Here is a 26,063-nt window from a genome sequence, read left to right on the forward strand (position 1 = left end):
TCAATCGTGACCCTGAGCTTTCCCTTCCCTTCCTTGATGAAGCTCTCCTCTTTCATTTCCCTCACCCTGTCTGGATTGGCCGGCTGAATGCACGGCATGGTAACCACCAATAAAGGTTACTTCTCCTTGGACTTTATCTGGCTTTCGGTTCGCCTAACCATCCTCACCCATATACCGTGCTTTCCGACTTCCCGGAATCCGTACTCCTCGTAAAATCTCTTGGCCCTCTCGTTTTTTTCGCCGACCCAGAGCTCGACGTCCTTGCCCTTTAGATACTCCAGGCACTTCTCCATGAGTTTCCTCCCTATCCCATGTCCCTGATACTCTCTATCCACCGCGAACTCGTGGATTGCGCCCACAGTTTTACCCTCGTACTTGCTGTACCAATCGTCGTCGCAGACTATGAAGCCGACTATCCTGTCGCCGATTTTTGCAACAAAAAAGCCGTCTCTGGCCTTGCTCCAGCACCACCTTAGGTATCTCTTGGCGTAGCTCTCCCCCTCACCGCCGTATTCGCGCATACCCTCGTAGGCGTTCATGTAAATCTCTATCAGCCTCTCAAGCGTTTCCTGGTCGAGTTCCTTTAGCTTCTCTATTCTTACTTCCGCCATCGGTTTAAGGTAGGGGTGGGGTTTAAAAAGCATGACTCCGAGGTTTGAGAGGTGAAAAGGTGGTAGCTATGAGCAAGGCCAAGCCCCGCTACTGCGAGATATGTGGAGCTCCAATAAAAGGCCCCGGCCACAGGATAAGGCTTGAAGGTGCCGAAGTTCTCGTCTGCGACCGCTGTTATGAGAAGTACGGTAGGAAGAAGTCCGGATTCAGCATAATGCCCACGAGAAGGGAACCGAGGAGAAGGCCCGCTCCGGCTCCCAGGCCAAGGAGGGAACCAAAACCCTACCGCGAGAGGCCCCTCTACACCGAGGAAATCGTTGAGGACTTTGCAGAGAGAGTTTATAAAGCTATACAGAAGAGTGGCAAAAGCTACGAGGAGTTATCTCATGAAATCGGGCTTTCCGTCAACGACCTTCGTGCCATAGCCCACGGTTACCGCGAGCCGACTATAAAGGAAGCTAAAAAGCTTGAGAAGTATTTCAAGATTACTCTCATAGAACGCGTTGAGGAAGAGTTTGAGGAGAAAAAGACAATTCCAAAGGACTACGAGCCCACTCTCGGCGATATAGCCAACATCAGGATTAGGAAGAGGAAGAAGTAAGCTAAACCTCTTCAATCTCCCAGTCTTCCCTCCTTTTCTTCTCGGCTTTTCTTCTCACTTCTTCGGCCTTTGTCCTCTTCGGCGGGTGAAAACCACGGAGCTTTTCAAAGGTTCCCCAGAGGCGCATGAGCTCCTCCCAGACTTCTGTATCGGGTGGGATAACGAGAACGTGGGCCGGCGGATGAATGTCCATAAGCCTTCCGATGGCTTTCCGTGGGGGCAGGTCTATCTGGGCAACGACGTGGGCTTTAAACTTCTTCCTCGGCTTCTCACCGCTGATTTTCTCAAAGGCCCAGTCGGACAGAGCGGGGGGAATTATCCTCGGGTCACCGCGAATCTTCATTCCTCCATATCTCACGAGATCAGCTAAAGCTACACTTGCCTTCTGAAAGTTGTCGGCTCGTACTAAAACTATCGTGTTTCTCATGGTCTCACCACCCTAACCTCAGCGGGTAACCTTTTAAAGGTTCGCCGATTTTAGTTACCGAAAGTTTTAAAAACTTTGCGTTTCTAAAAACCTCGGAGCCTTTTTAAGGGAGGAGCTGAGGAGAAGGAGGGGTGATAGAATGTATCTGAAGAAGAGGCACCTTGAGATACTCAGGGAGATGAAGAAGACCGAAAGTCAGGCCGAGATTGAGGCCAAACTGCCGGAGGAGTTCCAGATAAGGGCTATAGAGCTCTACATACTCGGATTTGCCGAGCTCGATGGTGGAAAGATTAAGCTCACCGATGCCGGAAGGAAGCTCCTCGAGATTAGCGATTCACTCAACCTTGAGGAACTGCCGGACGTTATAGCGGACACCGAGATTATGAAGATGCTCGAACTCCTTGAGGAGACCGGGAAGATACCCGAAAGCTGGCTCGAAAAGCTCAAGGAGAGAAAGCTCGCCGATGAGAACGGCCTTACGGAATTTGGGAGGGCCCTCCTCCAGCTCTACCGCGAGACCCACCCGGTTGTCTACTTAACCCCGGAGATAGCCTCGTTCCTGAGGGGAATGCCCAAGCTCGGAACCCTCGATGAGCTCGTTACCTTCAAGAACTCAAGGCTCTACGGCGATAACATCGTCAACGCCCTACAAGCCATGCGCCTGCTCCTGATTTCACCGCCAACCGAGAAGGGCAGGGCCTTCACAACGACCCCGGCGGCGAGGCTCGCACTTAAAGCTCTAAGCATGATTCCGGTTTTCGCCAGGGCGATAGTCCTCAGGAAGGAGGACTTCGAGGCCCTTAAGGCCGGAAGGAGCAACACCGAACTCGAGAGCATGGGCCTCAGCGACGAGAAGGGAACGACCGAGTTTGGAAAGGCCATGATGGAGACCTACGAGGCGATGGGAAAAGTTGAGGAAAAGGTTCTCCCGATTTACCTACTCGAGGATGAGCTGAGCGTCCTCAAGGCAATTCAGGAGATAGAGAAGAAGTACGAAACCAACCCAGACGTTCTGCCCACCGAGAAGGAGATTGGAAAGAGGGTTGAAATCGAGGATCTTGGCGCGGTGCTTCACCTCCTCGAGAGCAAGGAGCTCGTTGAGAGAAGGCTCGTCAAAAACAAGGACACCTACTGGCTCACCGAGTGGGGCAGGGAAGCGATAAACTTCGGAACAGTCAGCCCCGATGCCATGAAGGCGGTAACCTACAGCGAGAGCGGTGACGTGCCGATAGCGGAGTGGGTTATAAAGGCCCAGGAGGAGGGCGTCGTAAAGGCCGGCGTTACAGACAAGGGAAGGTTTTACCTGAGGCTCAGCAGGTCTATTGAGAGAAAGCCCTTCCTCACCAAGTACGATGTCGCGATACTCGCCAAAACGCCGAGGAAGAAGTACATCCACAGGGATGAGCTTGTTGAGCTCGTCCAGAACTACGTGGGTGGCGACGAGAAGGAAATCACCAGGGCTATAGGAGAGGCCGAGGCTAAGGGCTTCGTCGTCGAGCTCCAGAACGGCATGGTGAAGCTCACGGAGCTCGGAGATAAGGTCAAGACAGCGTTGGAGAACGCGAAGCTCCAGGAGATCCTGAAGGTCAAGTTCAGCGTCACGCCAACGCTCTACAACGTGCTCAGAGTCATCTACGAGAACCTGGAGACCTTCAACAGAATCTGGAAGGAGAAAGGTGAAGTCAAGGGCTACAAGATGGAGGAAGTTGACGTCATCAGGAAACACCTCAGCCTGAGCGACGACGAGATAAAGAAGGCTTTAACGATGCTCCGCGAGCTTGGCTTCCTCGGAAGCAAGAGCTTGACAGAAGCAGGTAGGGTTCTCGTTGAGGCCTACCTTTGAATTTTCTCTTCTTCAATGTTCCATTTTGAGCATAAAGCTTTAAAAAGCGATTCCCTCATTTATAAAAGGGTTTTTAAACCCACCATTCGGAGGTGTAAACCTTGGTGGACATGAGCAATGTAAAGCTCAGGATTGAGAACATCGTCGCTTCTGTTGACCTCTTTACGGAACTGAACCTTGAGAAAGTGATTGAAATCTGCCCCAACTCCAAGTACAACCCGGAGGAGTTCCCCGGAATCATCTGTCGCTTCGATGAACCCAAGGTTGCCCTGCTTATTTTCAGCTCCGGGAAGCTCGTCGTCACCGGGGCCAAGAGCGTTGAGGACATAGAAAGGGCCGTTAACAAGCTCATCCAGATGCTCAAGAAGATTGGAGCGAAGTTCCACCGCGCGCCTCAGATTGACATACAGAACATGGTCTTCAGCGGTGACATCGGCATGGAGTTCAACCTTGACGCGGTTGCGCTGAGCCTTCCGAACTGTGAGTACGAGCCCGAGCAGTTTCCGGGAGTTATCTACCGCGTCAAGGAACCGAGGGCCGTCATACTGCTCTTCTCCTCCGGTAAAATCGTCTGTTCCGGGGCCAAGAGTGAGCACGACGCCTGGGAGGCCGTCAGAAAGCTCCTCCGCGAGCTGGAGAAGTACGGTCTAATCGAGGAAGAGGAGGAGTGGTGAGGCCTCTTGGCCTTCTCCGTTATCTACTCTCCTGTCTTCCTCGAACACAGGCCCGAGAACTATCATCCGGAGAATCCGGAGAGGCTGTTGAGGGCCGTAAAGGTTCTCCAGCGGTTGAACCTGTGGAAGCCCGTTGAACCGGTTCCGGTCCCGGAGGAAGAACTCCTAAGGGTTCACTCGAAGGAATACGTGGAGCTCGTGAGGGAGAAAAGTCAATCGTTTTCCTACCTCGACCCGGACACGTACGTCTCTCCCGGCACATGGGAGGCCTCTCTCCTCGCCTTCGGTGCTTCCCGCTTGGCAGTTGAGCTGGCCTTGAAGTATAGGGGCATATACCTTGCCCTCGTCAGACCACCGGGCCACCACGCCGGAAAATCCGGTAGGGCATTCAACGCACCGACGCTGGGCTTCTGCATCTTCAACAACTCAGCCTACGCCGCCAAAGTCGCCGAAGAGCTCACCGGAAAGGTTCTCGTCATAGACTTCGATGCCCACCACGGTAACGGGACTCAAGAGATACTCTGGGACGATAAAAATGCCGTCCACATAGACCTTCACGAGCGGGACATCTACCCCTGGAGCGGTTATGAGCACGAAGTCGGCGGAAAAGGGGCCGAGGGCACAAAAATCAACCTGCCCATGCCCCATTATGCAGGCGATGACGACTTCATCTACGCCTGGAGCGAGGTTGTTTTACCCGTTCTAGCCCAGCTCAAGCCGGAGCTTGTCATTGTATCGGCTGGCTTCGACGGTTTCCTCGGTGAAAACCTGACGACCCTTCGTCTTAGCGAACTCTTCTTCGCCTACGCCGGCTCAACGCTCTCACGCTACCCGCTGGCGGTAATCTTCGAGGGTGGCTACTCCGTTGGTCTCGATAAAGGCCTGCCAGCTTTCATCAGGGGCTACCTCAGCGGGGAAATTCGGGAAGTTCCCGTAAGTCCGTCCTACGAGACCCTGAGAACCGTGGCGAGGGTGAAGGAGATACAGTCGGAGTGGTGGGAGTTCTGACTTATAAGCAGGCAAAAAGAAAAATGTAAGGCTTCAAAGCCCCAGCATCTCCTTCGCGGCCTTGACACCCAAATCGAAGGCCTTCATGTTCACATCTATAGTCTTCGGCGGAACGCTTACGCGGATAACTTCTCTCACGTGCTCGGCCGAGAGAGGGAAGCCTGGCGTCTGGGTCAGTGCTCCGATAAGGACGACGTTGGTAGTGACTATGTTCCCGGCTTCCATGGCTAGCTTTTCAGCGTCGAAGGCCATGAACTTGCCCTCGAAGTCCTCCTCGATTATTTTTTTGATTTCCTCTAAACTCGGATAAGTGGCGAGCCCCATGGAGACTTGGACAGGTGGAATTGGGCGAGCGTTAGTGAAAACCAGACCACCCTTTTTGAGATAATTGATGTAGCGCAGGGCCTCGACAGGCTCGAAGGACAGTATTACGTCGGCTTTTCCCTCTGGGACCATCGCGCCATAAACATCTTCGCCAAAGCGAACGTAGGCTATGACCGAACCGAAACGCTGGCTCATTCCGTGAACTTCTCCAACGCGAACCTTGTAGCCGGCCCTCAAAGCCGCCCAGCCGAGCAGGTTCGCCGCGGTGAGGATTCCCTGACCGCCAACGCCGGTGATAACTATGTTGTATTCCCTCATTTTCACTCACCCCCCTCAAGAGGCTCGAAGGCATCAAAGGGACAGACCTGCGCACAGCCGCCACAGCCCCAGCACATCGTTGGGTCTATCTTAGCTTTCTTCTTCTCTGCGTCCCAGTAGATTGCAGGACAGCCGTAGGCGTTGATACAAATCTTACACCCGGTACACTTGTCTTCGATGACATGGTAGATTGGCCACTTCTCTCCCTTCCTCCTCATCTGACCTATCCTGTATAGCGCACAGGGCTGTCTGGCAACGACAACGCTTACGCCGTCAACGGCTAGAGCTTCCTTTATTGCCCGCTCAGTTGCCTTTATGTCGTATGGGTCTACAACCTTAACGAAGTCCGCTCCCATTGCCTTGGCGACTTTCTCTATAAGTATCCTCTTGCCCGGTCCGTGAGGAGTGTCTCCGGTTCCGGGGTTGGGCTGGTCGCCGGTCATTGCCGTGACGAGGTTGTCGAGGACAACTATGACCACGTTGGAGCGGTTGTAGATTGCATTAGCCAAGGCAGGTAGGCCTGTGTGGAAGAACGTCGAATCACCTATGGTGGCGACTATTATTTTCTTCTCTTTACCGGTCTTCCTCTCTTCCTCGCCTGGAACGCCGTTAAGGGCAACATCAAGACCGTGAGCCATTCCTATAGAACCACCCATTGCTATTGTTGTGTCGACGGTCTTGAGTGGCGGTAAAACACCGAGGGTATAACAGCCTATGTCGCTGGGGAATATTGCCTTTGGAGTTGCGGCGCGCCTAATCGCGTAGAAGGTGTTCCTATGCGGACAGGCCGGACAGAGGCTCGGCGGCCTCGGTGGAACCATCTTCGAGACCTTTTCGTACTTCCTGTCTATCTCCTCAAAGTCTATCGGCGTTTCCATTCCAAGGAACTTGGCTATAGCTATTACAGCCCTCCTCGTAGTCATCTCGTAAACGCGCGGAACGAGGTCTTTGCCGTGAATCGGAATCCTCAGACCTTTATCATAGGCCCAGGTCTTGACCTGCTCCTCAACAACTGGTTCAAGCTCTTCAACGATGAGAACTTTCTCGAGGCCATCAAGGAACTTCTCGAGCAGGCCGTAGGGAACCGGGAAGGGCGTTCCGAGCTTGAGTATCTTGACATTGTCAACGCCGAGCCACGCCAGGGCCTCCTTAACGTATGCATAGCTGAGACCCGGGGCGATTATACCGACCTTGGCGTTTTCATCGCCTTCAATCCAGTTGAATGGGCTCTCATTAAATTCTTCACGGAACTTCTCGAGAGTCTCGAGCAACCATGGGTGCTTCTTCCTCTGGAAAGCCGGTATATCGACGTATCTCTCCGGGTTCTTCTCGAAGTTCCCGAACTTCCTCTTTGCCTGTTTTATCTCCTCCGGCAGTTCGCCCAGAACGACGTCGCCACGCATATGGGAGCTCCTCGTTGTTGTTCTGAGTATTATCATCTGGCCGTACTTCTCGCTTACCTCAAAGGCATACTTTACCATATCCTTTGCTTCCTGAACGCTTGAAGGTTCTAGGACAGGAATCCCTGCGCTTTTGGCTATTGCCCTTGTGTCCTGCTCGTTCTGACTGCTCCACATGCTCGGATCATCTGCTACCATAACTATCAGTCCGCCGTTGACTCCCATGTATGTTGCTGTCATGAAACTGTCCATGGCAACGTTTAATCCAACGTGCTTCATTGCCGTCATGGCCCTGAGACCGCTCCAAGCCGCGGAAAGGGCCGTCTCAAATGCAACCTTTTCGTTGGTCGAGTATTCCATGTAAACGCCGGCCTTTTTGGCAACCATTGCCATCGTGTCGGTAAGTTCTGAACTCGGCGTTCCAGGATAGGCGGCAAAAACTGCTATGTTGCCCTCTAAAGCACCGCGTGCTATGGCTTGATTCCCAAGGAGGAGAACTCTCTCCCCTGGCTTGTCCCACAACACTATATCTGTAACCTTCGCCATTTACACACCTCCTAATTCTGAGTGATGAAAAATGAAAATCAATCTTCCTTCAAAACACCGGCATTCTTCGCCTGTTGAACGAGGGCGTAGGCCCCAGCGGCCACATCCTCTGGCCTTTCATAGCTCGGGATTCCGTTGGCCTCGAGCAGTTCCTTGGCCTTCTCGCTGACGTAACCGGCCATGAAAAGTGCCAGAACTGGTTTTCCGTTGTTCACCTCTTTCACAGCCTTGATAACTCCCTCGGCGTGCTCCGTGGGAGTCATTCCCGCGAAGGTCGGGACGACGCAGATGCTTATGAGCATGTCAACGTTTTTATCCTGAAGCAGGGCCTTCGCCGTCCTGTAGTAGTCCTCTCCCCTCGCGGAGGCTATCATATCAACAGGGTTCTTAACTGCCGCCATCGGCGGGAGGAAGGAGCGCAGTTCCTCTATCGTCTTTTCCTCAAGGTCTGCCAGCTTTAACCCTCTCTTATCAATCTGGTCCGCGGTGAGAACGCCTGGACCGCCTGCGTTCGTCATTATCGCGACGCGCCTGCCTCTAGGCAATGGCTGTGTAAAGGCCCTGGCCATGCTGAGCATGTCGTCTATGGTCTCAGCTACGAGAACGCCACTCTGCTTGAAAGCCGCTTCATAAATCTTCCAGCTTCCCGCTAAAGAGCCTGTGTGACTTGAAGCGGCCCTTGCCCCGCTCTCGCTTCTTCCCGCTTTGAGAGCTATGACGGGCTTCTTCTTGGTGACGCGCTTGGCAACTTCAATGAATTTTCTTCCGTCCTTTATTCCCTCTATGTAGAGTGCTATTGCCTTGTCCTCCTCTGTGTCGGCCAAATACTCCATGAAGTCAGCAAAGTCTAGGTCTGCCATGTTGCCAACGCTAACGAACTTGGAGAAACCTATCCCCTCCTTGACGGTCTTGTAAACAATTCCCGCCCCTAAAGCTCCGCTCTGGCTCACGAAGGCTATGTCGCCCTTTCTTGCATCCATTATGAAAGTCGCGTTCATGTCGTTGTGGGTGTTCATAACGCCGACACAGTTCGGGCCGATAAGCCTCATCCCATACTTATGGGCAATCTCTACCAGCTCGCGCTCCTCTTTCTTGCCTTCCTCGCCGGTTTCACCGAAACCAGCTGTTATGATGACTGCCCCTTTGACACCTTTCTCTCCACAGTCGATGAGTGTTTGCTTGACAAACTTCTTTGGAACAACTATTATGGCGAGGTCAACCTTGTCTGGAATGTCTTTCACGCTTTTATATGCTTTAACACCCTGAACGACCTCGTCCTTGACGTTGACTGGGTAAACTTTGCCTTCCTTGTATTTTTTCAGGTTTTTAAAAACTTCATAACCGAGCTTCAGCGGGTCGTTTGATGCTCCGATAACTGCTATCCCCTCCGGCCTGAAGAAGTAGTCGAGAGTCATAAACCTCACCGTTAAAATCTGGGCCGAATCGTATATAAGCTTTCCCAAAGGGAGCATCGGAGAATTTTGGAGCATTGTTGAGTAATTTACGTTCATGAATGGGCGTTTTTTGGCATCGAAAGATTTAAGTAAGCTCCGGTTATTTTAATTCCGGAGGTGGTGGGAATGGTGAAGGTTCGCTTTCTGGGACACGCAGCTTTTTACATCGAGGGAAGCAAGAAAATCCTGATAGACCCATTCCTCAGCGGAAACCCGCAGGCCGCTGTAAAGCCAGAAGAACTCGAAGCCGACCTTATTCTGGTCACCCACGCCCACGGTGACCACATTGGAGATGCCATAGAGATTGCCAAGAGAACCGGCGCGAAGATAGTCGCTATGTACGATATAGCGAACTACATCAACGAGCAGGCCAACGGCGAGGTCGAGACTATAGGCATGAACTACGGGCCAACGGAGATAGACGGGGTTGGAATCGTTCAGGTTCCGGCCTGGCACTCGAGCAGTGATGGCAAATATAGCATAGGCAACGCCTCCGGCTTCATAGTCAAGCTCGATGGAAAAACAATCTACCACGCCGGGGACACCTTTGTTTTCCTCGACATGGGCCTCTTCAGCGAGCTTTATGGGCCGATTGACGTGGCTTTGCTCCCGATAGGCGGGCACTTTACGATGGGGCCGAGGGAAGCGGCAAAGGCAGTTGAGCTACTCAAACCAAAGAAAGTCGTGCCGATGCACTACAACACATGGCCACCGATTTCAGCGGACCCAGAGGAGTTCAAGAAGCTCGTTGGGGACAGGGCAGAGGTGGTAATCCTCAAGCCCGGCGAGGAGCTTGAGCTTTGAAAAACCTTTTAAGAACTTCTTTTATTTCCCTCTTAGGTGGTGAAATGAGTAGATGGAGAATTCTTGGTTTCGTATTGGCTATGATGTTCATCTTTTCGATTTCTCATATAGTTTTGGCTCAAACACCAAACGAGAGTTCTCCCTATGATCTAATAATAGTTAGAAACGACAATCTGATTGATTACATAGTTGCCATTCCATACTCAAAACTTCTTGGAATTCCGATACTTCCAGTTAACCCCAACGAGCTTGATACAGCAACTCTTGCTCAGCTCCAGAGCTACGAGCAGTTCGGCTGGTACAAAGTGCTTGTGATAGGTGACTACAAGGCGATTAGCCAGAAAGTACAGGAACAGTTAATCAGCCTTGGGTTCCAGGTGACCAGAATAGGCGGAGCAACTAGGGTGGACACCTCTGTTAAGCTCGCCGAGGAGTTCTATCCCAACGGCGCTGACACCGTTGTTCTCGCAAGTGCCAGCGATTATGGTTCGGCTTTAGCTGCCGCTAGGTGGGCGATGACATACAACAATCCCCTTCTTTTAACAAATCCCAATAATCTCTCGAAGTCAGTGATTGAGGGTCTAAAAAAACTTCACCCACGACAAGTGGTTCTCATCGGCGCGGGCATGTCCAAGAACATCGAGCATGAACTTCAGGCTCTAGGTTATCGAACATATTGGGTTAGGGAGACGATTACAATATCAATTCCAACGACTACGCCCCAAACAAAAACCAACTGGACCCTCGTTATCGGTGCCGTGATAATCACCCTCGCAATAGCGATTCCGGCTTCCCTCTACTATGCCAAGAAGAAGTGGTCAGCAAACAGGGTTCCTATTGAGGTCTTAACTGAAAAGGAGCGGATAGTAGTGAAGGCAATCCTCGATAAAGGTGGGACGGTAAAGCAGGAGGAGTTACCTGAACTTACCGGCTATTCAAGGCCGACGATAAGCAGAATAATCCAAGAACTCGAGAAGAAACAGCTGGTCGAGAGAGAAAAGGTTGGAAAGACGTTCATAGTCAGGCTGACCAAAGAGATAGTCATGCGCGAGTAGCGGTCGGCTAAGCCCTCCGCTCATCATTCTTCAGGGTCCTGGCTGTTTCTTCATCCCGCAAGAAAAGAAGGAAATCACTTGCGGAAGAGATGGCCGTGGGCCCTGTTCACGTGCCTTGTGAAGGCCTTGGCATCGCGGAAGACCATTCCACACCTGGGACAACGGAAGAGTATCTCCCCGTCCCTGTCCTTAATCTTTATGGCCTTCAGCACCGCCATCTCCTCCACCCCCGAGCGGATTTTTAATTCTGTCTTTTAAACTTTGCTAAATCCATATCCTGTTGCCCTTGACCTTGAGGTAGCCGAGTGTTTGGAGTGTTTTGAGAAAGTCCTCTATGGCATCTTCGTCGTAGTATATGTTTATCCTCTCGTTTCTGCCCTCGACGGTTATGGGCTCAAGCTCCATGATTGCCTCAATGAGCTCGTTCTTCCTCCTGTACTTCTCAGCTAGCTCAAGTATCTTTTCCGCCAGAACAGAGCGGGCTATCCCATCGAACATCGCTTCAACATAGCTTTCCTCCGTTGCGTAACCCTCTGCAATTTCAAGGGCTGTCTCAATGAGCTCCCTCTCAACCTCAAGAACTTCGACGTAATAATGCTTTTCGAGGGTGTATTCAGTTACGAGCGTCGCGCTGAGCTTTTCCTCAAGCTCTTCCAGTTCCTCACCGATTTCCTCCACCGGGAAGCGGAGTTCCAGGATGAGCGTGTCTAATGGAAGTTTTTCCCTTAGGAGGAAGCCTCCCTCGGTTTCCTCGATGGCGTTCGCCTCAATCAAAGCACTCACAACCGAGAGCTTTGGCAAATCCGGCTCCTCGAAGAGAGTCCCCAGTTCCTTTGTTTCTCCTGGCTCCCAGTCTTCAATGAGTTCATCGTAGGCCAGTTTAACGGCCTCAAGCTCCTCCCCGATGGCCGGAACGTTCGATGCAACTTCCACGAGTTCTGCATAGGTTCCCCTTATTACGACGTAGTGTTCAATCTCCGCCCGGGTTTCCTCCTGGGTTCTGTTCATTATTCCCGCCCTGCTGAGCTCCCTTGACAGGGCGTTCATGTCTTCTTTAGTTAGCACCTCGAACCTCATCTTCTTCCCCAGTATCTGAAACCCCTTTGACGTTATAACCTTTCCTTGACAAATCCAGCAGTGTCGTGAGAAGTGCCTTCACGGGTTTGTTGTGCAGTCTCGCGATTGTCTCCCTTACCTCCTCCACAAGATTTTCCTCAAACCTCGCGTATAGCAACAGCCCGTAGGCCATCAACTTCGGATTTCCCTCACCGAGACGCTCTATTGCGCTCGCCAGTGAGGGGTTGTTCAAAAGTTCATCCGCCAGGGTTTCCAAAGCTTTCCTGTCATCGCTTTCAACGGCCCTCTTCAGGGGCTCATAGAAGGCCTTGAGAACCAGTCTAGCCATCCTCTCCCTCTCCAGAAAGTCCCTTTCCGGTTCTTCCTTCTTTTTCCGGGTCATGAGGTAGTAGATTAGGGGCACGCTGAAGGCAACTATCATCATGGCGTAGAGACCAGTGGGTATTGTAACTCCAGAGGGTGACCTTTTTGAGATGAAAACTATTACAACAAGGCCAATGGTGAACCACAGTAGCATCCCCGCGAGATAATAGGGTGAGTAATCCTTAACCTTGGGGCCCTTTGCCCTACCACCGAGTTCTTCTATTCTTCTCAGGTTCTCCTCGGCTATCTCGATCTCTGCCTGAAGGCGTTTTATCCTGCGGTTGATTTCATCAAAGACTTCTTCTTTCATATCTCCCACCGATTATTCCACGTTGGGGTTGATACTTAATTAGTTTTTACTCGGTCACCATGCGGTAGAAGGCTATTGCACCTATGAGAGCGTAGGCATACTGGGTTATGAACTTGTAGAGAAATGCAACGACTATTGCCGTTGGACTGTCTCCTATAGCGAGTGTAATACCAAGCTCGTTTGCCCCTATTCCGCCTGGGGTTCCAAGGATACCTCCGAGGAAGTTTGAGTACAGAATCGCCTCAAGGAAGCTGATATAGTTCTCGTGAATCCCAAAGGTTCTGGCCGTTAGGTAGAGGGTCGTTGAGTTGGTCAGCGCGAGCAGAATTCCTACGAATACCCCTAAAATTACAGTCTTTATGTCCCCCCTTGCTCTGTGCCAGCCTGAATATATCTTTTCAAAAGTTTGAGTTCGCTTGAGTTTTTGGAACGCTGGATAAAGGGCTCGGTATGTGGCTTCATCAAAAACAATTGTCGTAAATAGTAGTAATGCAAGAGCGAACGCAACTGGGTTTTTTCCTATTGCTGACACGAGAAGCAATCCTGAAAGAAATTCAGTTGCTATCGCTAGTAATCCGACACCCATGGTATACCAGTAATCAGTTCCGAGCAACTTGACTTTTACTAAAATACCAACCGCTGTGTTGAGTGAGAACCCCAGATAAGTTCCAGAGAGCGTTGCTAAAAAAGTCCTCCTAAACGAGACCCTTGAGGCATGGTGGACGTAGATATACCAGAGAGTTGTGTAGAGTATGTACCCTACAAAACCAGTGGCTACCGCCGTCAGAAAGTAGGGGGATAACAGAGAGGATAAACTCAAGTGTGTCTTTGATGCTTCTGAATAAACTTTGTGAATTAAGTACGATGTTATGGCCACAGTAAGTAACAGTGCTCCAAATTTTCTCCTGTCCACTTTCTTCACTCCTTCTCAAGGAGTTCTCTCACGTATTTTGGCATCTGGAAGAGGGTCTCGTGCCTCTCGGGGTCGTAGTAATAGAGCTCCTTGGGGGCCCTGCTAATGTCAACCTTCCTGAAGTCTATCCCCCCCTTAACCCCAACGAGGAAGGCCCAGGGTGAAGCGTAGCCTATCACAGGGAAGCTGAAGTAGTAGACCCTGTCGAAGACCTTCTTCATGGCCCTGTATGCATCAAGGAGCTCGTTGGTGAAGAGATAAACACTCCCCGCCTGGGTGATGTATATTCCAGGGTCGTTGAGCTTCTCGTAGGCCGTTCTGTAGAAATCCTCCGAGAAAAGCAACTTGGCTGGCCCAACGGGGTCGGTTGAATCAACGATTATGGCATCAAAGCGCTCTCCGCTTTCCCTCAGGTATTTCACGCCGTCTCCAATTATCAGCTCAGCCCTTGGGTCCTCGAAGGCTCCCCTGTCAATTCCGAGGTAAATCCTCGAGACCTCTACTACCATCTCGTCTATCTCGACCATCGTGACCTTTTCGACGTCGTGTCTGAGAACTTCCCTCAGCGTTCCTCCGTCACCGCCGCCTATGATGAGGACTCTCTTCGGGTTCGGATGCGCGAGCATTACCGGATGAACTAGAACTTCATGGTAGCTCTCCTCACCGATCTCGACGAGCTGAACCGTGCCATCGAGAACGAGGAGTTTACCGAAGCCCTCAGTTTCGTAGAGTTCGAGCCTCTGGTATTTCGTCTGGGTCTCAAAGAGCCTCTCCTTGACTTTGAATCCAACGCCGTAGCCCCGGGGATACCACTCGATGAATGCTCTCTCTTCCTCGCTGTATCCCATAAACCTCACCTGAGGTTAGCTTATCTTTTGAGTTTTAAATCTATGGGTTTTCACGGGGCAAAGTTATTAAGGCCCCTCTGAGAGTTGGTATTGATGTCTGAGACGGAACTTAGAAAAAGGCTTGCTCAAAGGATATCTACTCTGTGGAGTGAAATAACGCGAGACGATAATGGGATACCCCACATAGTTGGTGAAATAAACGCTAACCCCAAGTTAGACGTTGACATTAACGTGGCCTTTTTCGATGACTATCGTTTAGAGCGTTTTCTCGATGATGGGGTGCTTTTCTTTGTCTTTCCTGCTGATGAGGACAGTCCAAGGGCATTGTTTGTTTCTCTCTGGCGTTTTCTCCAGGGAAAAGGTGTCCCCAAGCTCCTGATTCCCGGAATAAGGCTTGAAGGTCCCTTGAGTGAGTCCCTTAGAAAGCTTGGCTTTGAAGTCCTGTGGATGACTGGCGACTCGATAATTGAAGTCTGGGCTACTAAGGGTAGAATTCGATACGCGATGGTCTTCCAAAGAACAGGGGAAAATGAGTTCACGCTGGTTGAAAAGAAAAGGGTTCAGTAGGGGAACATGACAACGACGGCTATTGCCGCCGCTGGCCTGTCCTTAACGGTGATTTCGGCGCTCGCGACCTTGAATTCCGCCAGTTCCCAGCCCCTGTTGGCGAAGCCTTCTTCGACCATCTTCCTGACTATCCTCTCAGCCTCTTCCTTGGTGCAGTAGCCGGCGTATTCATATATCAAACCGCCCTCGTTGTTCTTACTGATGCCAACTCCCAAAGCGGCGCTGATGGTCATTCCAGGCTCATCGCTCTCGATGTGGGCATAGACGGTTGGAAGGAGCATTCCAATCGGAACGTCGTGGACTTTGTCCATCCACTCGATGTGTGCGGGAATGACACTACTGAGCTTGACAAGGTTAACGTTGCCTATGCCCAGTTTGAGGAGTGCGTTGTCAAAGGCGTTGAGCTTTGTTCCACCTTCGGCGGTGGCCGCTCCAAGGAAAGCCCTCTTGGGTGTCGTCCAGCTCATTCTCACCACCTTAAAGCTCTTTAATCACTCCACCGCTTAGCTTCGAGCTTATAAACCTTGCCCAAAATTCATTCGTTTTTCACCGCAGTCAAAATTCTCCCAATGGTTGCCGAGAGGAATATTCCCGCGACGGAGGTGAAGGCAGTTATCGAATATAGCTCGCCGGTCAGAACGCCATAGCTGTTGCCGAGGTCAGCAACGAGCAGTCCGAGGATTCCAAAACTGACTAATCCAGTGGCCTTCGCGAGGGAACTCACAGGCTTTCCGTCCCACTCGAGGATTACAGTGAGGAGGAAGCGGATAATGTAGACAACGAAGAACCCGTAGAGGACCATAAGGGTTATTTCCGCCCTGAAGTTCATACCACGCCAGGCGAAGAAAATTGGCGCAAATATTCCACTCGTTACACCGCTGAGTATGGTTTCCAGCCTCTCGTACTGCTTCGTGCCCACCAAATCGCTATGGAGGATGAGCCCAGCTAGAAAACCACCGATTGTGAAGTGCATTCCAACTTCCTCGCTTATGAATCCTAGCATTGCGGCGAAGACCATGAAGAGGCCGAAGACGGCTTCATCGCTTTTCAGCTTCCTCAGCTGGGTTATGAGCCAGACCTTGTGCTGAATTCCAATCTTATAGTTGATGTAGAGAACTCCGCCTATGAAAATGACCTGTTTCGCTACAGTTACCAAGAGGTTTGCAGTACTCTCGGCACCTTTGAAGTTTGCTAGGACGTAGACTAGGATAAGTATTGCCACCTCGCTGATTATCGCGTATGATAGTGCCACGTGGAGGTAATCCTCACCGAAGAAGCGTTTCAGCCTTACCACTATCGGAGCGCTCGCTACTGCAAGTATTGAAGCCGCCAGCATGTTGCCGGTTCCAATTCTATACCCCGTAAAGGGCAGGGTGACGAGTAGCATGACCCCCAGCGTGACGAGGTAAACGGGAAGGGCCTTTCTCCCGCCCATGTGGAGCTCTTCCGGTGTTATCTCTAAGCCTGCAGAAATCATAAGGAAGAAAATTCCAAATTCAGCGAGAAGGTTCATTTCCTCGGCGGGAACGTTGGTTAAAACGTAGCCAAGGATTAAACCCGCTGTTATCTCGCCCACTATTCCCGGGTAACCAAGCCTTTCGAAGAGCTCTGCGAGGAATCTTCCAAATGCAATTATTATGAGGACGTAGCCTATTATCTGCATTCCCTCACCCCGCCTTAGAGTCCCCTAAATTCTGTGCCTGGCACGATATAAGCGTTTCCATTTCGAGAAAGGTTTAAATGCTCAAACCTGTTACATCGAGCGGTGATGTTCATGATTGAGGTCGGTGAATACAGGGTCAAGGAGGGCCTCTACTACACCAAGGACCACGAGTGGGTTCAGGTTCTTGAGGACGGGACGGTTTTAGTTGGCATAAGCGACTATGCCCAGAAGGAACTTGGTGATCTCGCTTATGTCGAACTCCCCGAGGTCGGGAAAGAGCTCAACAAGGGCGACGTTCTCTGTGAGCTCGAGAGCGTTAAGGCCGTTTCCGAGGTCTACGCCCCCGTCAGCGGTGAAGTCGTTGAGGTCAACGAGGAACTCGAGGATTCACCCGAGCTACTCAACGAAGACCCCTACGAGCACTGGATTGCCAAACTCAAGCCGAGCAACCTTGAGGAAGAACTCAAAGAACTTATGGACGCGGAAGCCTACGCCAAGTATCTTGAGAGCCTCTGAGCAAGGCTTTAATACTTTTCTCTCCTATTCTCTCTGGGTGTTTGCCATGAAGGTTCTGAAGGAGTGGGATGTCAAGGTAAAGCTCGTCAAAACCAGGAGAGGAGCGATTCTCCACATGATAGAGCTCGAGCCCGGGCACTTCTACCTCGAGCAGAACCCCCTCAAGGATTCCAAGTACGGGGTTGCCTACAGGAAGATTAAGGAGAACTTCCCGGAGTTCTACATGTTCTGGGAGATTAAGAACAACCGCTACACCGGGAAGCTTCTGGCTGGAGCGTTCCTTGAGAAGAAGGAAATCGACGACTTCATAACTCTCCTGGCTCAGACCGAGGACTTCAAGAAGTTCGAGGAAATCCTCGAGGAGATTGAAGAGATAGAGGAGTGAGCTCGGCTCCATTCTTTCATCATTTCGTCAGATACCCTAGAGGTCGTCATTGCTCATTATCTCTTTTTAGAGAAGGGATAAAAACCTGACGGCTCCGTCAGTATACCCCTCATCACGTTTCAGCTACCGTGAGGTTCGTCATTGCCGTTTGAATTGCGAGACTGTCACTAATCTCGAGGGAAAGTATAAGGAAATGGAAAACCCTAAGCGTTCGCCTTTCCTTCCCTCTTCTTCGTGAGGTACTCGTGGATTGCCTTGGCAGCGCGCCTTCCGTCACCCATAGCCAAAATAACAGTCGCCTCGCCCCTTATAGCGTCGCCACCGGCGAAGACTCCTGGAATGCTGGTCATGAGGTTCTCGTCGACGACTATTTTACCGCGCTCGACCTTAAGGCCGGGCGTGTTGATAATGAGCCTGTTCGGGTGCTTTCCGATGGCTATGATTACCGTGTCGGCCTCTATCGTCACGTACTCGCCAGTTCCGACTATCTTCCTCTTTCCTCTCGCGTCCCTCTCATCGAGTGGTTTCATCTTCTCGAACTTTACAGCTTTAACGTTGCCGTTCTCGTCGCCTATGAACTCTACAGGGGTAATGAAGTACTCGAACTTTATGCCCTCTTCCTTGGCGTGCTCAACTTCCTCCTCCCTCGCTGAGACATCCTCTTCGCCACGGCGGTAGGCTATGATTACCTCGGCACCGAAGCGCCTGGCACTCCTAGCCGCGTCCATCGCGGTGTTTCCGGCACCTATAACGATAACGCGCTTTCCGACCTTGACGGGGGTATCGTACTCAGGGAACAGATAGGCCTTCATGAGGTTGACCCTGGTGAGGAACTCGTTGGCGGTGTAAATCCCGTTGAGGTTTATGCCCGGCGCGTTGATTAGCCTCGGCGTTCCGGCACCGGAACCGATGAAGACGGCATCGTACTCCTGGAGGAGTTCTTTAATGGTTACGGTCTTTCCGACGATGTGGTCCGTCAGGATTTTAACGCCGAGCTTTCTGAGCTTGTCAATCTCGCTCTCAACGATGCTCTTCGGCAGTCTGAACTCTGGAATGCCGTACATCAAAACTCCTCCGGGCTCGTGGAGGGCCTCGTAGATGGTAACGTCGTAGCCGAGCTTAGCTAACTCGCCAGCGGCGGTAAGGCCAGCGGGCCCGGCACCGATGATGGCAACTTTCTGCCCTTTCTTCTCTATCTTCGGCACCATCTCAAAGAGGAGCTGTTCATCTATGCCTTTCTCGCGGGCGTAGTCAGCCACAAACCTTTCAAGCTTGCCGATGTTTATCTTGTCACCTACCCTGCCCATGACACAGTTCATCTCACACTGATCCTCCTGCGGGCAGACCCTTCCCGTTGTGGCTGGAAGGGAATTGCAGGCCCAGATTACTTGAAGGGCCTCCTTTACAGCCCTGTCCGGGTCGTCGCGGTATTCGACAAGTTTGCTTATGAAGCCCGGAATGTTGATGTGAACGGGACAGCCCTTGATACAGGGCGCGTAGTTAGCCGGACACTGCAAACAGCGCTCGGCTTCTTTAACAGCTAACTCGAAGGTGTAGCCGAGGTTGACCTCTTTGAAGTCGTGTATCCTCTCCTCAGGGGGCCTTTCGGGGGTGGGAACGCGCTCCTTGATGAGTTTCCTCTTAACGGCCATTTCACTCACCTCTCAGGGACTTAAGGTACTCCTCAAGGGCCCGCCTTTCCATGTCGGTATAGAAGCCGACCCTGTGGATTAACTCATCCCAGTCGACCTGGTAAGCGTCGAATCCGGGTCCGTCTATGCAGGCGAACTTGACTTCTCCCCCAACGGTAACACGGCAGGAACCGCACATGCCCGTTCCGTCAACCATAATCGGGTGAAGGTCAGCGTGCATTGGAATGCCGAATTCTTTAACGACCTCAAAGACCGCCTTCTGAGCACCGGCCGGGCCGACGGTGAGGATGAAGTCAAAGTGTTCCTCACTGAGGAGTTTTCTAGCTCTCTCCGCTCCTCTCTTGGCTATTTCGTCCACTATCTCCTTCGTACCCCATCCCTCTTGTATGTCGAAGCCCTCAACAAGGTGCCTGGATACGACCTTCTCAAATTCATCCTTGAGAATGACCATTGGCTTGGGCGTGACGTGAAGGGCAGTCACGTCGTTTCCGGCCTCTTGGAGGGCTTTTGCTATCGGGAAAACTTCAACTATGCCGGCGCTTAGACCAATGGCCAGAACCCTACCAAATTTCTCTATCGGCGCAGGGTTTCCAAGCGGGCCTGCCACGTTGAGTATCGCATCTCCCGGCTTGAGCTCGTTGGCCATCCTCATCGTCGTCTTTCCGCGGATGAATGTTATCAGGACAATCCAACCTTCTTCTCTGTCCCAGATTACGGGGGTGAGGGGAATCCTTTCGCCGTTTGGAAAGGCCCTAACAATTACGAACTGACCCGGCTGGACCTTTTTGGCCACATGGGGGGCTTCAATTCTGTACATAACATGCTTCGGGGCGATTTTCTTCTTCTCGAGTATCCGATACACGATGAACACCTCCGTGCATGAGCTCAAAGTTGGACATCTAAATGTTCAGAACACTTAGTGTTTATAAATATGTGCTCAACCAAAGGTTTAGAACTCCGAATGGATTTCGAAGGGTTATTTTAAAACTTGAAGGAAACGCTTTTTAAATCCCGGGAAAAGCTTTCATGGTGTTGGTAATGGAGGCCAAGATGTTGGTTTATCACATTTCGGTTATCACAACTGCCCTTGGCATGTTCCTTCCACTGCTCTACGGTGCGGTTGGGCCTGTCAGAGAGGTTCTGGGAAGCAACCCCCTCCTGAAATCGCTTGCAATAATCATCTTAGGCTGGATAATCGCCTACATTACCTTTGAGGAGAAAGAGGAGAGCAGAGAAAACACGTTCACAGCTTCCTGAGAAACGTTATGTAACCTGTGTGGGCAAGCATGGTCGTCTTCGGCCTCATGCAGTCCCTTTTAACTTCCTGTTCCCTGACGAGAACCTCAACAACCCTCGGCTTCATGAAGTGCTCTTTGTACTCCTCCAGCGCCCTGAAGAAGCGGTGAACCTGGTTCATGCACGGTGTATAGGCCACGAAGTAACCTCCGGGCCTCAAAACGTCAACCGCGTGGGGAAGAACGTTCTCGGGCTGTGGAAGATCAAGAACGATATGGTTGGCCCTCTCTTCATCTATTCCATCGTAGATGCTCTTGTTTTTTAGAAGAACTCTATCCGAGAAACCGGCGAGTTCTATGTTCTTCTTTGCTATCTCGTAGAAGTCCTTTCTCACTTCGTAGCTTATTACCCTTCCCGCTGGTCCTACAGCATTGGCCAGAAAAATCGTCAGGGCCCCGCTCCCGGCCCCGGCCTCTATCACAATATCTCCCGGCGAGATTCCGGCGTAGGCTATGATTATTCCAGCGTCTTTTGGATGGACTATCTGAGGTCCACGCTTCATTTTCGCTATTATATCGTTGATGTCGGGCTTTAGCGCTACGAATGTTTCCCCCTTATGGCTCTCTATTCTCGTTCCATAAGGTTTTCCTATGAGCTCACCTAGGTTTAATATCCCCAAATCAGTATGAAACTCCTTTTTTTCAACTTTCACAAGATATCTCTTTCCCCTTTTGTCAATGAGAACAACACTGCTTCCCTCTTTAATCACTAACGCCACCGTCCTTGTAAATTTTGATATTCCCTTCTGAGACTTCCACTATGGCTGTGCTGAGTTCTTCTAGTATGGCCAACCGAGAGCGTTTTATGACTTCGGAGTTGATGAAATTGATTATTACCAAATCCTCAGCTGGAATTGTGCTTACGGCCGTCAATATGGCCTTTATGGCATTCTCTGGATTGAAATGGATATAATGAGCAAGCCCAAATGTTACCATGTATTTTGGCTTCTGTGGAAGTCTAGAGATTTTGCTCATAATTGAGTGGTAGCTTCTCAGAAAAGTATGGGGATCATAGCTTGGGACTACGTCCTCAAGAATTTCTCCATATGTCACAGTCCCTGGTCCCACACGAACAACTTTTAAGTCCCTGAGAAGCTCGATAATGCTTGAATAATCAACTTCCCCTCTCCTCATGAACTTCCTCAGTAAAATCTCCCCCATGCCAAAGAAATCCACTACAACAACGCCTCCCTCGCCTATTGCAGGTAAAAGTTCTCCCCATGCGAGCGTTTCTATAGGTTCTCGCGACCGATACTCAACTAAAACAACGTCCCCGGGAGCCATAAAGCTCAACACGTCTTTTTCAAGATTTTTGATTACCATGATCTTCACCAAAAGGGTTTTTAACGCCCACTCTTTTAAATCTTGCCGGGTGGAAAAATGAAGTTTGTGATATGGCCGAGTGAGCTAGATAGAAGACTTAGCAGGAAATATGGAAGAACAGTCCCTAAGAATATCGCCGTTGATAAACCTAAATTCTCTGAAATTGAGGATGCAATATTAATTCTCGGCATGAAAATTCTTGAAAAGGACACCCATAAGCTAAATCCCCGTCTTTCGGGACTTGAAGAAGAACTAAGAACTTACGGCTTTATGAAAATTGAAAGCCCATATGGAAAATCGAAGAGCCTCAAAATGATTGCGGAAAAGATTAGAGAACTCCGTTCGCGTTCAAAATCAACTAAGGCTAAGAGAAAGAGAAGGTGATCACTCCTCGTCCATTTCAACTACTATCGCGGTGGTAGTGTCTATAACCCCATCGATGTTATGTATGTCGTGGAGTATTCTTCTGGTCAGTTCTCCAAGGTCTTTGGCTTCGATGTGGACGATGGCATCGTAGGGACCGGTGACGGCATCTGCCTTTGTAACGCCCGGTATCTGCTTGAGAGCCTCAATGACGCTCTCAACTTTTCCAATCTCAACTGTTAACAAAACATACGACCTAACCATAGACATCACCGCCGAAATTTTCTTCGCAATTTAGTTGGAGTTCTGCTCATTTAAGCTTTTCGTAGTACAGGCATTCGGCCAATAGGATATGTGATTGCAATCAAAGAATCATCGTTGTGACAAAATGACCATCGAAAAATTTATACGTCTTCCAAGATAACATATAGTGCCTCAATCGACAGAGGTGAGCGTTTATGAAAGGGAAAGTGGCAGTGACACTTCTGCTGGTTTTTGTTGTGGCATTTTCAGTAGTAGCTAGTGGCTGTATCGGTGGTGGGAGTAGTCCCACAACGACAACAATAAGCCCCGCAGGGGGTTCTACTTCGACTTCTCAGGCATCCTCTACTCAAACGACATCAAGTTCTTCAACAACCGTGCAGTCATCTAAGGCTATAACATATATTGAGGAGCACCTATCCAATGCGACGGTTATAGAAACTCCAAAGTACGTCGTCGTCGTTGGACCTGAAGGAAAGGGAGCCAAAGTTTCAAACCTACCCAACAAGCCGGTCATCGTGGTCTCTTACAAGGTCGATGAGAAGAAGACTCCTAGTATAGAGGAGCTCATGAAGAACCAACAGGGCTTCGGTCAAATAAACCCTGCATTCCTCCGTGACCCGAGGATGGACGCTTTAATCCAGCTCGGCAGGAAAATAACAGATCCCAATATTAGGGAGGCACTATATAATGCCCTGTACATTCTTGCCAACAAAGAGGTTCCGGAGATAATTCTCGGTGATACTAAGGCTACCCGCGTCTACTGGAACTGGGTGCACAACTGGTATTACAATCCTGTTCTCGCACCGCGCTGGGACCTCGTTATGGAGGACAAGAACGCACCGACGGTCAGCATTGGAATAGGTGACTACAAGAACGAGCCCGGAACAATCGTTGAAACAACCATAGGATGGCCGAGCTCCTTCGACCCGGCATTTGACTACGAGACCTTTGGATGGGCCCTCTACCACAACGTTGGTGATACCCTCGTTACATACTGGGAAAACGAGACCAAGAAGGTTTCACCCGACTTGGCTGTCGCGTGGGCCCACAACAAGGACGGAACCGTCTGGTACTTCGTTATAAGGGGAGGAGTTAAGGCTTACGACCCCAAGACCGGCAAGCTCTATCCGATTAATGCTACGGATGTTGAATTTGAGTTCTGGCGCATTCTCAGGGCAGGTTACTCCGTCAACTGGATGCTGGCAACCTACACCGACCTCAACAAGAGCTATGCTATGAGTGAAAGCGAGTTTGAGAAGGTTCTCCAGAACGGTGGAATAATAGCCGACTTCAACGGCAAGACAAAGGAGGTTAAGAGTCTCAACGAGCTCCTCCAGTTCTTCGGCTACAGCGGACCAACTGCTGGAGTTTACAAGCTCGTTCTCCCGCACCCATACGGTGGAATACTGAGCGTTCTTGCAGACCCATACCTGATGGTCATCCCCGCGAAATACCTGCTCGGAGACAAGTACGAGGAGGCCATGAAGGCCTCTGACTGGGGTAGAAAACCATGGGAGTGGGCCAAGTACGTCCAGCCGGGTTCAAAGGACCCAATACACCAGATGCTTCAGAACAACTACATTGGAGTGTTCACCGGGCCGTTCTACATCAAAGACGCCAAGCAGAACAGCTACATAATCCTTGAGAGGAACCCCTACTACTGGAACTCCAGCGTCTGGAGCAAGCTGGAGGAGAAGTATCCGAATTACGTCACGACCAAGCGCGTCATATACGTCCTCTCAGACGATGCAACAACGCGCATAAGCCTCTTCCAGAAGGGTGTTGCGGATATAGCGGCGGTTCCAGTTGACAGGCTCGACGCGGTCAAGAACCTCAAGCTCGGCAACTTTGAGTCAAAGATTGACTCCTTTGTCACACCGGATATGGTGTTCATAGTTCTCAACGCCGCGAAGAAGCCCTTCGATAACGTCAAAGTGAGGGAGGCCCTTGCTTGGGCAACACCCTACGAGCAGATTTACCAGGCGGTTTACAAGGGCTACATGGTGCCGAACTACGGCCCGATTCCAATTGGATGGCTCGGCTATACCGAGTGCTGTGTCATCAAGTACAAGTACAACATCGCAAAGGCACTCCAGCTTATCAGGGAGTCCGGCATAAACCCAAGTGACTACACCATAACGATTTATTACAACACCGGAAACACCCAGCGTGAAAAGATAGCAACGCTCCTCCAGAACACGTGGGGACAGCTTGGTTTCAAGATTTCAGTTACGCCTCTCTCGTGGCCGACACTCCTGAGCAAGACGGCCAGCGGAGACTTTGATGTCTACATCGTTGGATGGGCACCCGACTTCCTCGACCCCGACGACTACGTCGGCCCATTCCTCCAGAGTGCTGTTGTCTTTGACAGCCTCAACTACGAGGTTATTGAAGGGTGAACCCTTTCTTTTCTTTTGCTCCTCTTTTGGTTCTCAACAACAGGGAGGGAAACGACGTGGCAGGGCTTGGAAAATTCCTGGTGAGAAGGGCGCTGACGTTTGTTCCAACTCTCATTGGGGTTACGCTCATTGTTTTCGTTATAGCCTACGTGATTCCCGCCAATCCCGTCCGTGCCTGGGCGGGGGGTGAAAAGGCTTCTCAAGCCGCGATTGAGATGATTAAGAAGGAGTACCATCTCGACCAGCCGTGGTACGATCAGTATATCTTTCTTGTAAAGGGCCTCTTTACGAACTCTCTCCTTGACCCCTTGAATCAGGAGCCCGTCTTTGACAACATAGGTAACAGGTTCGTTGTGACTTTTCAACTGGCGTTGTTTGCATTCTTTTTTGTTGTGCTTATGGGATTACCCCTCGGAATAATCTCGGCCCTAAAAAGGAACAGCACAGTGGACATGGTGCTCAGAATAATAGCCTTGGTCTTCATATCAACTCCAATTTACGTTATAGCTTACCTCTTCATATGGCTCTTCTTCATCCACTGGAACGCAACAACACTCGCAGGAATACCCCCTGGACCGCCACATAAAATAACCCATATCCCTGTGATAGATGACATCCTAACCCTCAACTGGAGCAACTTCGTTCAGCAGGTAAAACGTTTCTGGCTCCCGGGCTTTACCCTTGGAATAGCGGCAGCTGGTGTTCTAATGAGGTTCACAAGGAACTCCTTCCTTGAGGCATACAGTAGGGACAGCACGCTGTTCCTCAAAGCAAAGGGTGTTCCTAAGAGCAGGCTTTACAGACACGTCCTCAAGAACGCCCTCGTCCCTGTGATAACCATACTGGCTCTCCAGTTCGGCGGGCTTCTGGCCGGAACACCGATTACGGAGACCGTTTTCAACCTTCCGGGAATAGGTCGCTACGCACTTCAGGCAATAATGTATCTGGACTTCCCGGCTTTGATAGGCGTCACGTTCCTCTACGCGATAGTCTTCGTCACGGCAAACCTGATAGCCGACATACTCTACGCGATAATCGACCCGAGGGTTAGGTTCTGAG

Annotated in this window: 30 protein-coding genes; 13 read left to right on the forward strand and 17 right to left on the reverse strand. The window is 50.8% G+C overall.

Annotated features, from left to right (window positions below; translation table 11 throughout):
• Nucleotides 1–116: 116 nt before the first annotated feature.
• The gene (locus MVG27_RS07700) at nucleotides 117–611 is read right to left on the reverse strand and encodes a GNAT family N-acetyltransferase (RefSeq protein WP_297550449.1); all 495 of its coding nucleotides are present in this window, start codon (nucleotides 609–611) and stop codon (nucleotides 117–119) included.
• A 68-nt stretch (nucleotides 612–679) separates the two neighbouring features.
• Here MVG27_RS07700 and MVG27_RS07705 point away from each other — a divergent pair, with 68 nt between their 5' ends.
• Nucleotides 680–1,213, forward strand: a complete 534-nt coding sequence (locus MVG27_RS07705) for a multiprotein bridging factor aMBF1 (RefSeq protein ID WP_297467662.1) — start codon at nucleotides 680–682, stop codon at nucleotides 1,211–1,213.
• Between the two features lies 1 nt (nucleotide 1,214).
• Here MVG27_RS07705 and MVG27_RS07710 read toward each other — a convergent pair whose 3' ends face one another.
• On the reverse strand, nucleotides 1,215–1,640 hold the full coding sequence (locus MVG27_RS07710) for a DUF356 domain-containing protein (RefSeq protein WP_297550447.1): 426 nt from the start codon (nucleotides 1,638–1,640) through the stop codon (nucleotides 1,215–1,217).
• A gap of 139 nt (nucleotides 1,641–1,779) precedes the next feature.
• On the opposite strand from MVG27_RS07710, the gene MVG27_RS07715 reads away from it, so the two are divergent.
• The 3 genes from MVG27_RS07715 to MVG27_RS07725 all read left to right on the forward strand — a co-directional run bounded on the left by MVG27_RS07715 (nucleotide 1,780) and on the right by MVG27_RS07725 (nucleotide 5,165).
• Nucleotides 1,780–3,483, forward strand: coding sequence for a DUF505 family protein (locus tag MVG27_RS07715; RefSeq protein WP_297550445.1), 1,704 nt, complete (start codon nucleotides 1,780–1,782; stop codon nucleotides 3,481–3,483).
• 101 nt (nucleotides 3,484–3,584) lie between these two features.
• Nucleotides 3,585–4,157 carry a TATA-box-binding protein gene (locus MVG27_RS07720; protein ID WP_042691874.1) on the forward strand — a complete coding sequence of 191 codons (573 nt, stop codon included), beginning with the start codon at nucleotides 3,585–3,587 and terminating at the stop codon, nucleotides 4,155–4,157.
• A gap of 6 nt (nucleotides 4,158–4,163) precedes the next feature.
• Nucleotides 4,164–5,165, forward strand: a complete 1,002-nt coding sequence (locus tag MVG27_RS07725) for a histone deacetylase family protein (RefSeq protein ID WP_297550443.1) — start codon at nucleotides 4,164–4,166, stop codon at nucleotides 5,163–5,165.
• Nucleotides 5,166–5,198: 33 nt separating this feature from the next.
• Here MVG27_RS07725 and MVG27_RS07730 read toward each other — a convergent pair whose 3' ends face one another.
• The 3 genes from MVG27_RS07730 to MVG27_RS07740 are packed head-to-tail and all read right to left on the reverse strand — an operon-like array spanning nucleotide 5,199 to nucleotide 9,168.
• On the reverse strand, nucleotides 5,199–5,807 hold the full coding sequence (locus MVG27_RS07730) for an indolepyruvate oxidoreductase subunit beta (protein ID WP_297550477.1): 609 nt from the start codon (nucleotides 5,805–5,807) through the stop codon (nucleotides 5,199–5,201).
• A 2-nt stretch (nucleotides 5,808–5,809) separates the two neighbouring features.
• Nucleotides 5,810–7,753 (reverse strand): indolepyruvate ferredoxin oxidoreductase subunit alpha, encoded by a 1,944-nt coding sequence (gene iorA / locus MVG27_RS07735; protein ID WP_297550441.1) that lies wholly within the window; start codon nucleotides 7,751–7,753, stop codon nucleotides 5,810–5,812.
• A 38-nt stretch (nucleotides 7,754–7,791) separates the two neighbouring features.
• Nucleotides 7,792–9,168: a CoA-binding protein gene (locus tag MVG27_RS07740; protein ID WP_297550475.1), complete on the reverse strand. Its 1,377-nt coding sequence runs from the start codon at nucleotides 9,166–9,168 to the stop codon at nucleotides 7,792–7,794.
• A gap of 165 nt (nucleotides 9,169–9,333) precedes the next feature.
• On the opposite strand from MVG27_RS07740, the gene MVG27_RS07745 reads away from it, so the two are divergent.
• Both MVG27_RS07745 and MVG27_RS07750 read left to right on the forward strand, forming a co-directional pair.
• Nucleotides 9,334–10,011 carry a metal-dependent hydrolase gene (locus MVG27_RS07745; RefSeq protein WP_297550473.1) on the forward strand — a complete coding sequence of 226 codons (678 nt, stop codon included), beginning with the start codon at nucleotides 9,334–9,336 and terminating at the stop codon, nucleotides 10,009–10,011.
• An 83-nt stretch (nucleotides 10,012–10,094) separates the two neighbouring features.
• A complete protein-coding gene (locus tag MVG27_RS07750) occupies nucleotides 10,095–11,066 on the forward strand; it encodes a cell wall-binding repeat-containing protein (RefSeq protein WP_297550471.1) in 972 nt (323 codons plus the stop codon).
• A gap of 74 nt (nucleotides 11,067–11,140) precedes the next feature.
• Here MVG27_RS07750 and MVG27_RS07755 read toward each other — a convergent pair whose 3' ends face one another.
• The 5 genes from MVG27_RS07755 to speE are packed head-to-tail and all read right to left on the reverse strand — an operon-like array spanning nucleotide 11,141 to nucleotide 14,577.
• A complete protein-coding gene (locus MVG27_RS07755; protein ID WP_042691851.1) occupies nucleotides 11,141–11,284 on the reverse strand; it encodes a C2H2-type zinc finger protein in 144 nt (47 codons plus the stop codon).
• A gap of 46 nt (nucleotides 11,285–11,330) precedes the next feature.
• The gene (locus tag MVG27_RS07760) at nucleotides 11,331–12,143 is read right to left on the reverse strand and encodes a hypothetical protein (protein WP_297550439.1); all 813 of its coding nucleotides are present in this window, start codon (nucleotides 12,141–12,143) and stop codon (nucleotides 11,331–11,333) included.
• Nucleotides 12,121–12,816, reverse strand: a complete 696-nt coding sequence (locus MVG27_RS07765) for a hypothetical protein (protein WP_297550438.1) — start codon at nucleotides 12,814–12,816, stop codon at nucleotides 12,121–12,123. The genes MVG27_RS07760 and MVG27_RS07765 overlap by 23 nt, the downstream gene beginning before the upstream one ends.
• Before the next feature lie 46 nt (nucleotides 12,817–12,862).
• The gene (locus tag MVG27_RS07770) at nucleotides 12,863–13,738 is read right to left on the reverse strand and encodes a lysylphosphatidylglycerol synthase domain-containing protein (protein WP_366078970.1); all 876 of its coding nucleotides are present in this window, start codon (nucleotides 13,736–13,738) and stop codon (nucleotides 12,863–12,865) included.
• Complete coding sequence (gene speE, locus MVG27_RS07775; RefSeq protein WP_297550467.1) at nucleotides 13,735–14,577, reverse strand: polyamine aminopropyltransferase; 843 nt, start codon at nucleotides 14,575–14,577, stop codon at nucleotides 13,735–13,737. Before speE ends, MVG27_RS07770 begins: the two co-directional genes overlap by 4 nt.
• A 93-nt stretch (nucleotides 14,578–14,670) precedes the next feature.
• On the opposite strand from speE, the gene MVG27_RS07780 reads away from it, so the two are divergent.
• Nucleotides 14,671–15,144, forward strand: coding sequence for a hypothetical protein (locus tag MVG27_RS07780; RefSeq protein ID WP_297550435.1), 474 nt, complete (start codon nucleotides 14,671–14,673; stop codon nucleotides 15,142–15,144).
• Here the strand turns inward: MVG27_RS07780 and MVG27_RS07785 are convergent.
• Both MVG27_RS07785 and MVG27_RS07790 read right to left on the reverse strand, forming a co-directional pair.
• Entirely contained in the window at nucleotides 15,138–15,611 is a 474-nt protein-coding gene (locus MVG27_RS07785; RefSeq protein WP_297470389.1) for an arginine decarboxylase, pyruvoyl-dependent, read from the reverse strand. The genes MVG27_RS07780 and MVG27_RS07785 overlap by 7 nt on opposite strands.
• 68 nt (nucleotides 15,612–15,679) lie before the next feature.
• Entirely contained in the window at nucleotides 15,680–16,807 is a 1,128-nt protein-coding gene (locus MVG27_RS07790; RefSeq protein ID WP_297550433.1) for a cation:proton antiporter, read from the reverse strand.
• A 111-nt stretch (nucleotides 16,808–16,918) separates the two neighbouring features.
• Between MVG27_RS07790 and gcvH the strand changes: the two genes are divergently transcribed.
• Both gcvH and MVG27_RS07800 read left to right on the forward strand, forming a co-directional pair.
• Nucleotides 16,919–17,323 carry a glycine cleavage system protein GcvH gene (gene gcvH, locus MVG27_RS07795; protein WP_297467038.1) on the forward strand — a complete coding sequence of 135 codons (405 nt, stop codon included), beginning with the start codon at nucleotides 16,919–16,921 and terminating at the stop codon, nucleotides 17,321–17,323.
• A gap of 46 nt (nucleotides 17,324–17,369) precedes the next feature.
• Nucleotides 17,370–17,708, forward strand: a complete 339-nt coding sequence (locus tag MVG27_RS07800) for a hypothetical protein (RefSeq protein WP_297072837.1) — start codon at nucleotides 17,370–17,372, stop codon at nucleotides 17,706–17,708.
• Nucleotides 17,709–17,911: 203 nt separating this feature from the next.
• Here the strand turns inward: MVG27_RS07800 and gltA are convergent, their stop codons facing one another.
• Both gltA and MVG27_RS07810 read right to left on the reverse strand, forming a co-directional pair.
• Complete coding sequence (gene gltA, locus MVG27_RS07805; protein ID WP_297550432.1) at nucleotides 17,912–19,360, reverse strand: NADPH-dependent glutamate synthase; 1,449 nt, start codon at nucleotides 19,358–19,360, stop codon at nucleotides 17,912–17,914.
• A 1-nt stretch (nucleotide 19,361) separates the two neighbouring features.
• Entirely contained in the window at nucleotides 19,362–20,222 is an 861-nt protein-coding gene (locus MVG27_RS07810) for a sulfide/dihydroorotate dehydrogenase-like FAD/NAD-binding protein (protein ID WP_297556465.1), read from the reverse strand.
• Between the two features lie 167 nt (nucleotides 20,223–20,389).
• On the opposite strand from MVG27_RS07810, the gene MVG27_RS07815 reads away from it, so the two are divergent.
• Entirely contained in the window at nucleotides 20,390–20,617 is a 228-nt protein-coding gene (locus MVG27_RS07815) for a hypothetical protein (RefSeq protein WP_297550427.1), read from the forward strand.
• Here MVG27_RS07815 and MVG27_RS07820 read toward each other — a convergent pair.
• A complete protein-coding gene (locus MVG27_RS07820; protein WP_297550425.1) occupies nucleotides 20,604–21,365 on the reverse strand; it encodes a tRNA (adenine-N1)-methyltransferase in 762 nt (253 codons plus the stop codon). The two genes, MVG27_RS07815 and MVG27_RS07820, sit on opposite strands and share 14 nt — an antisense overlap.
• The gene (locus MVG27_RS07825) at nucleotides 21,358–21,978 is read right to left on the reverse strand and encodes a DUF257 family protein (protein ID WP_297550465.1); all 621 of its coding nucleotides are present in this window, start codon (nucleotides 21,976–21,978) and stop codon (nucleotides 21,358–21,360) included. Before MVG27_RS07825 ends, MVG27_RS07820 begins: the two co-directional genes overlap by 8 nt.
• Before the next feature lie 57 nt (nucleotides 21,979–22,035).
• Between MVG27_RS07825 and MVG27_RS07830 the strand changes: the two genes are divergently transcribed.
• Nucleotides 22,036–22,362: a signal recognition particle protein Srp19 gene (locus MVG27_RS07830; protein WP_297556466.1), complete on the forward strand. Its 327-nt coding sequence runs from the start codon at nucleotides 22,036–22,038 to the stop codon at nucleotides 22,360–22,362.
• Here the strand turns inward: MVG27_RS07830 and MVG27_RS07835 are convergent, their stop codons facing one another.
• On the reverse strand, nucleotides 22,363–22,605 hold the full coding sequence (locus MVG27_RS07835) for an Lrp/AsnC ligand binding domain-containing protein (RefSeq protein ID WP_297550195.1): 243 nt from the start codon (nucleotides 22,603–22,605) through the stop codon (nucleotides 22,363–22,365).
• Nucleotides 22,606–22,799: 194 nt separating this feature from the next.
• On the opposite strand from MVG27_RS07835, the gene MVG27_RS07840 reads away from it, so the two are divergent.
• Nucleotides 22,800–25,004: an ABC transporter substrate-binding protein gene (locus MVG27_RS07840; RefSeq protein WP_297550192.1), complete on the forward strand. Its 2,205-nt coding sequence runs from the start codon at nucleotides 22,800–22,802 to the stop codon at nucleotides 25,002–25,004.
• 56 nt (nucleotides 25,005–25,060) lie between these two features.
• Entirely contained in the window at nucleotides 25,061–26,062 is a 1,002-nt protein-coding gene (locus MVG27_RS07845) for an ABC transporter permease (RefSeq protein ID WP_297550191.1), read from the forward strand.
• Nucleotide 26,063: the final 1 nt, after the last annotated feature.

The sequence above is a fragment of the Thermococcus sp. genome (assembly GCF_027011145.1).
GTDB lineage: Archaea > Methanobacteriota_B > Thermococci > Thermococcales > Thermococcaceae > Thermococcus.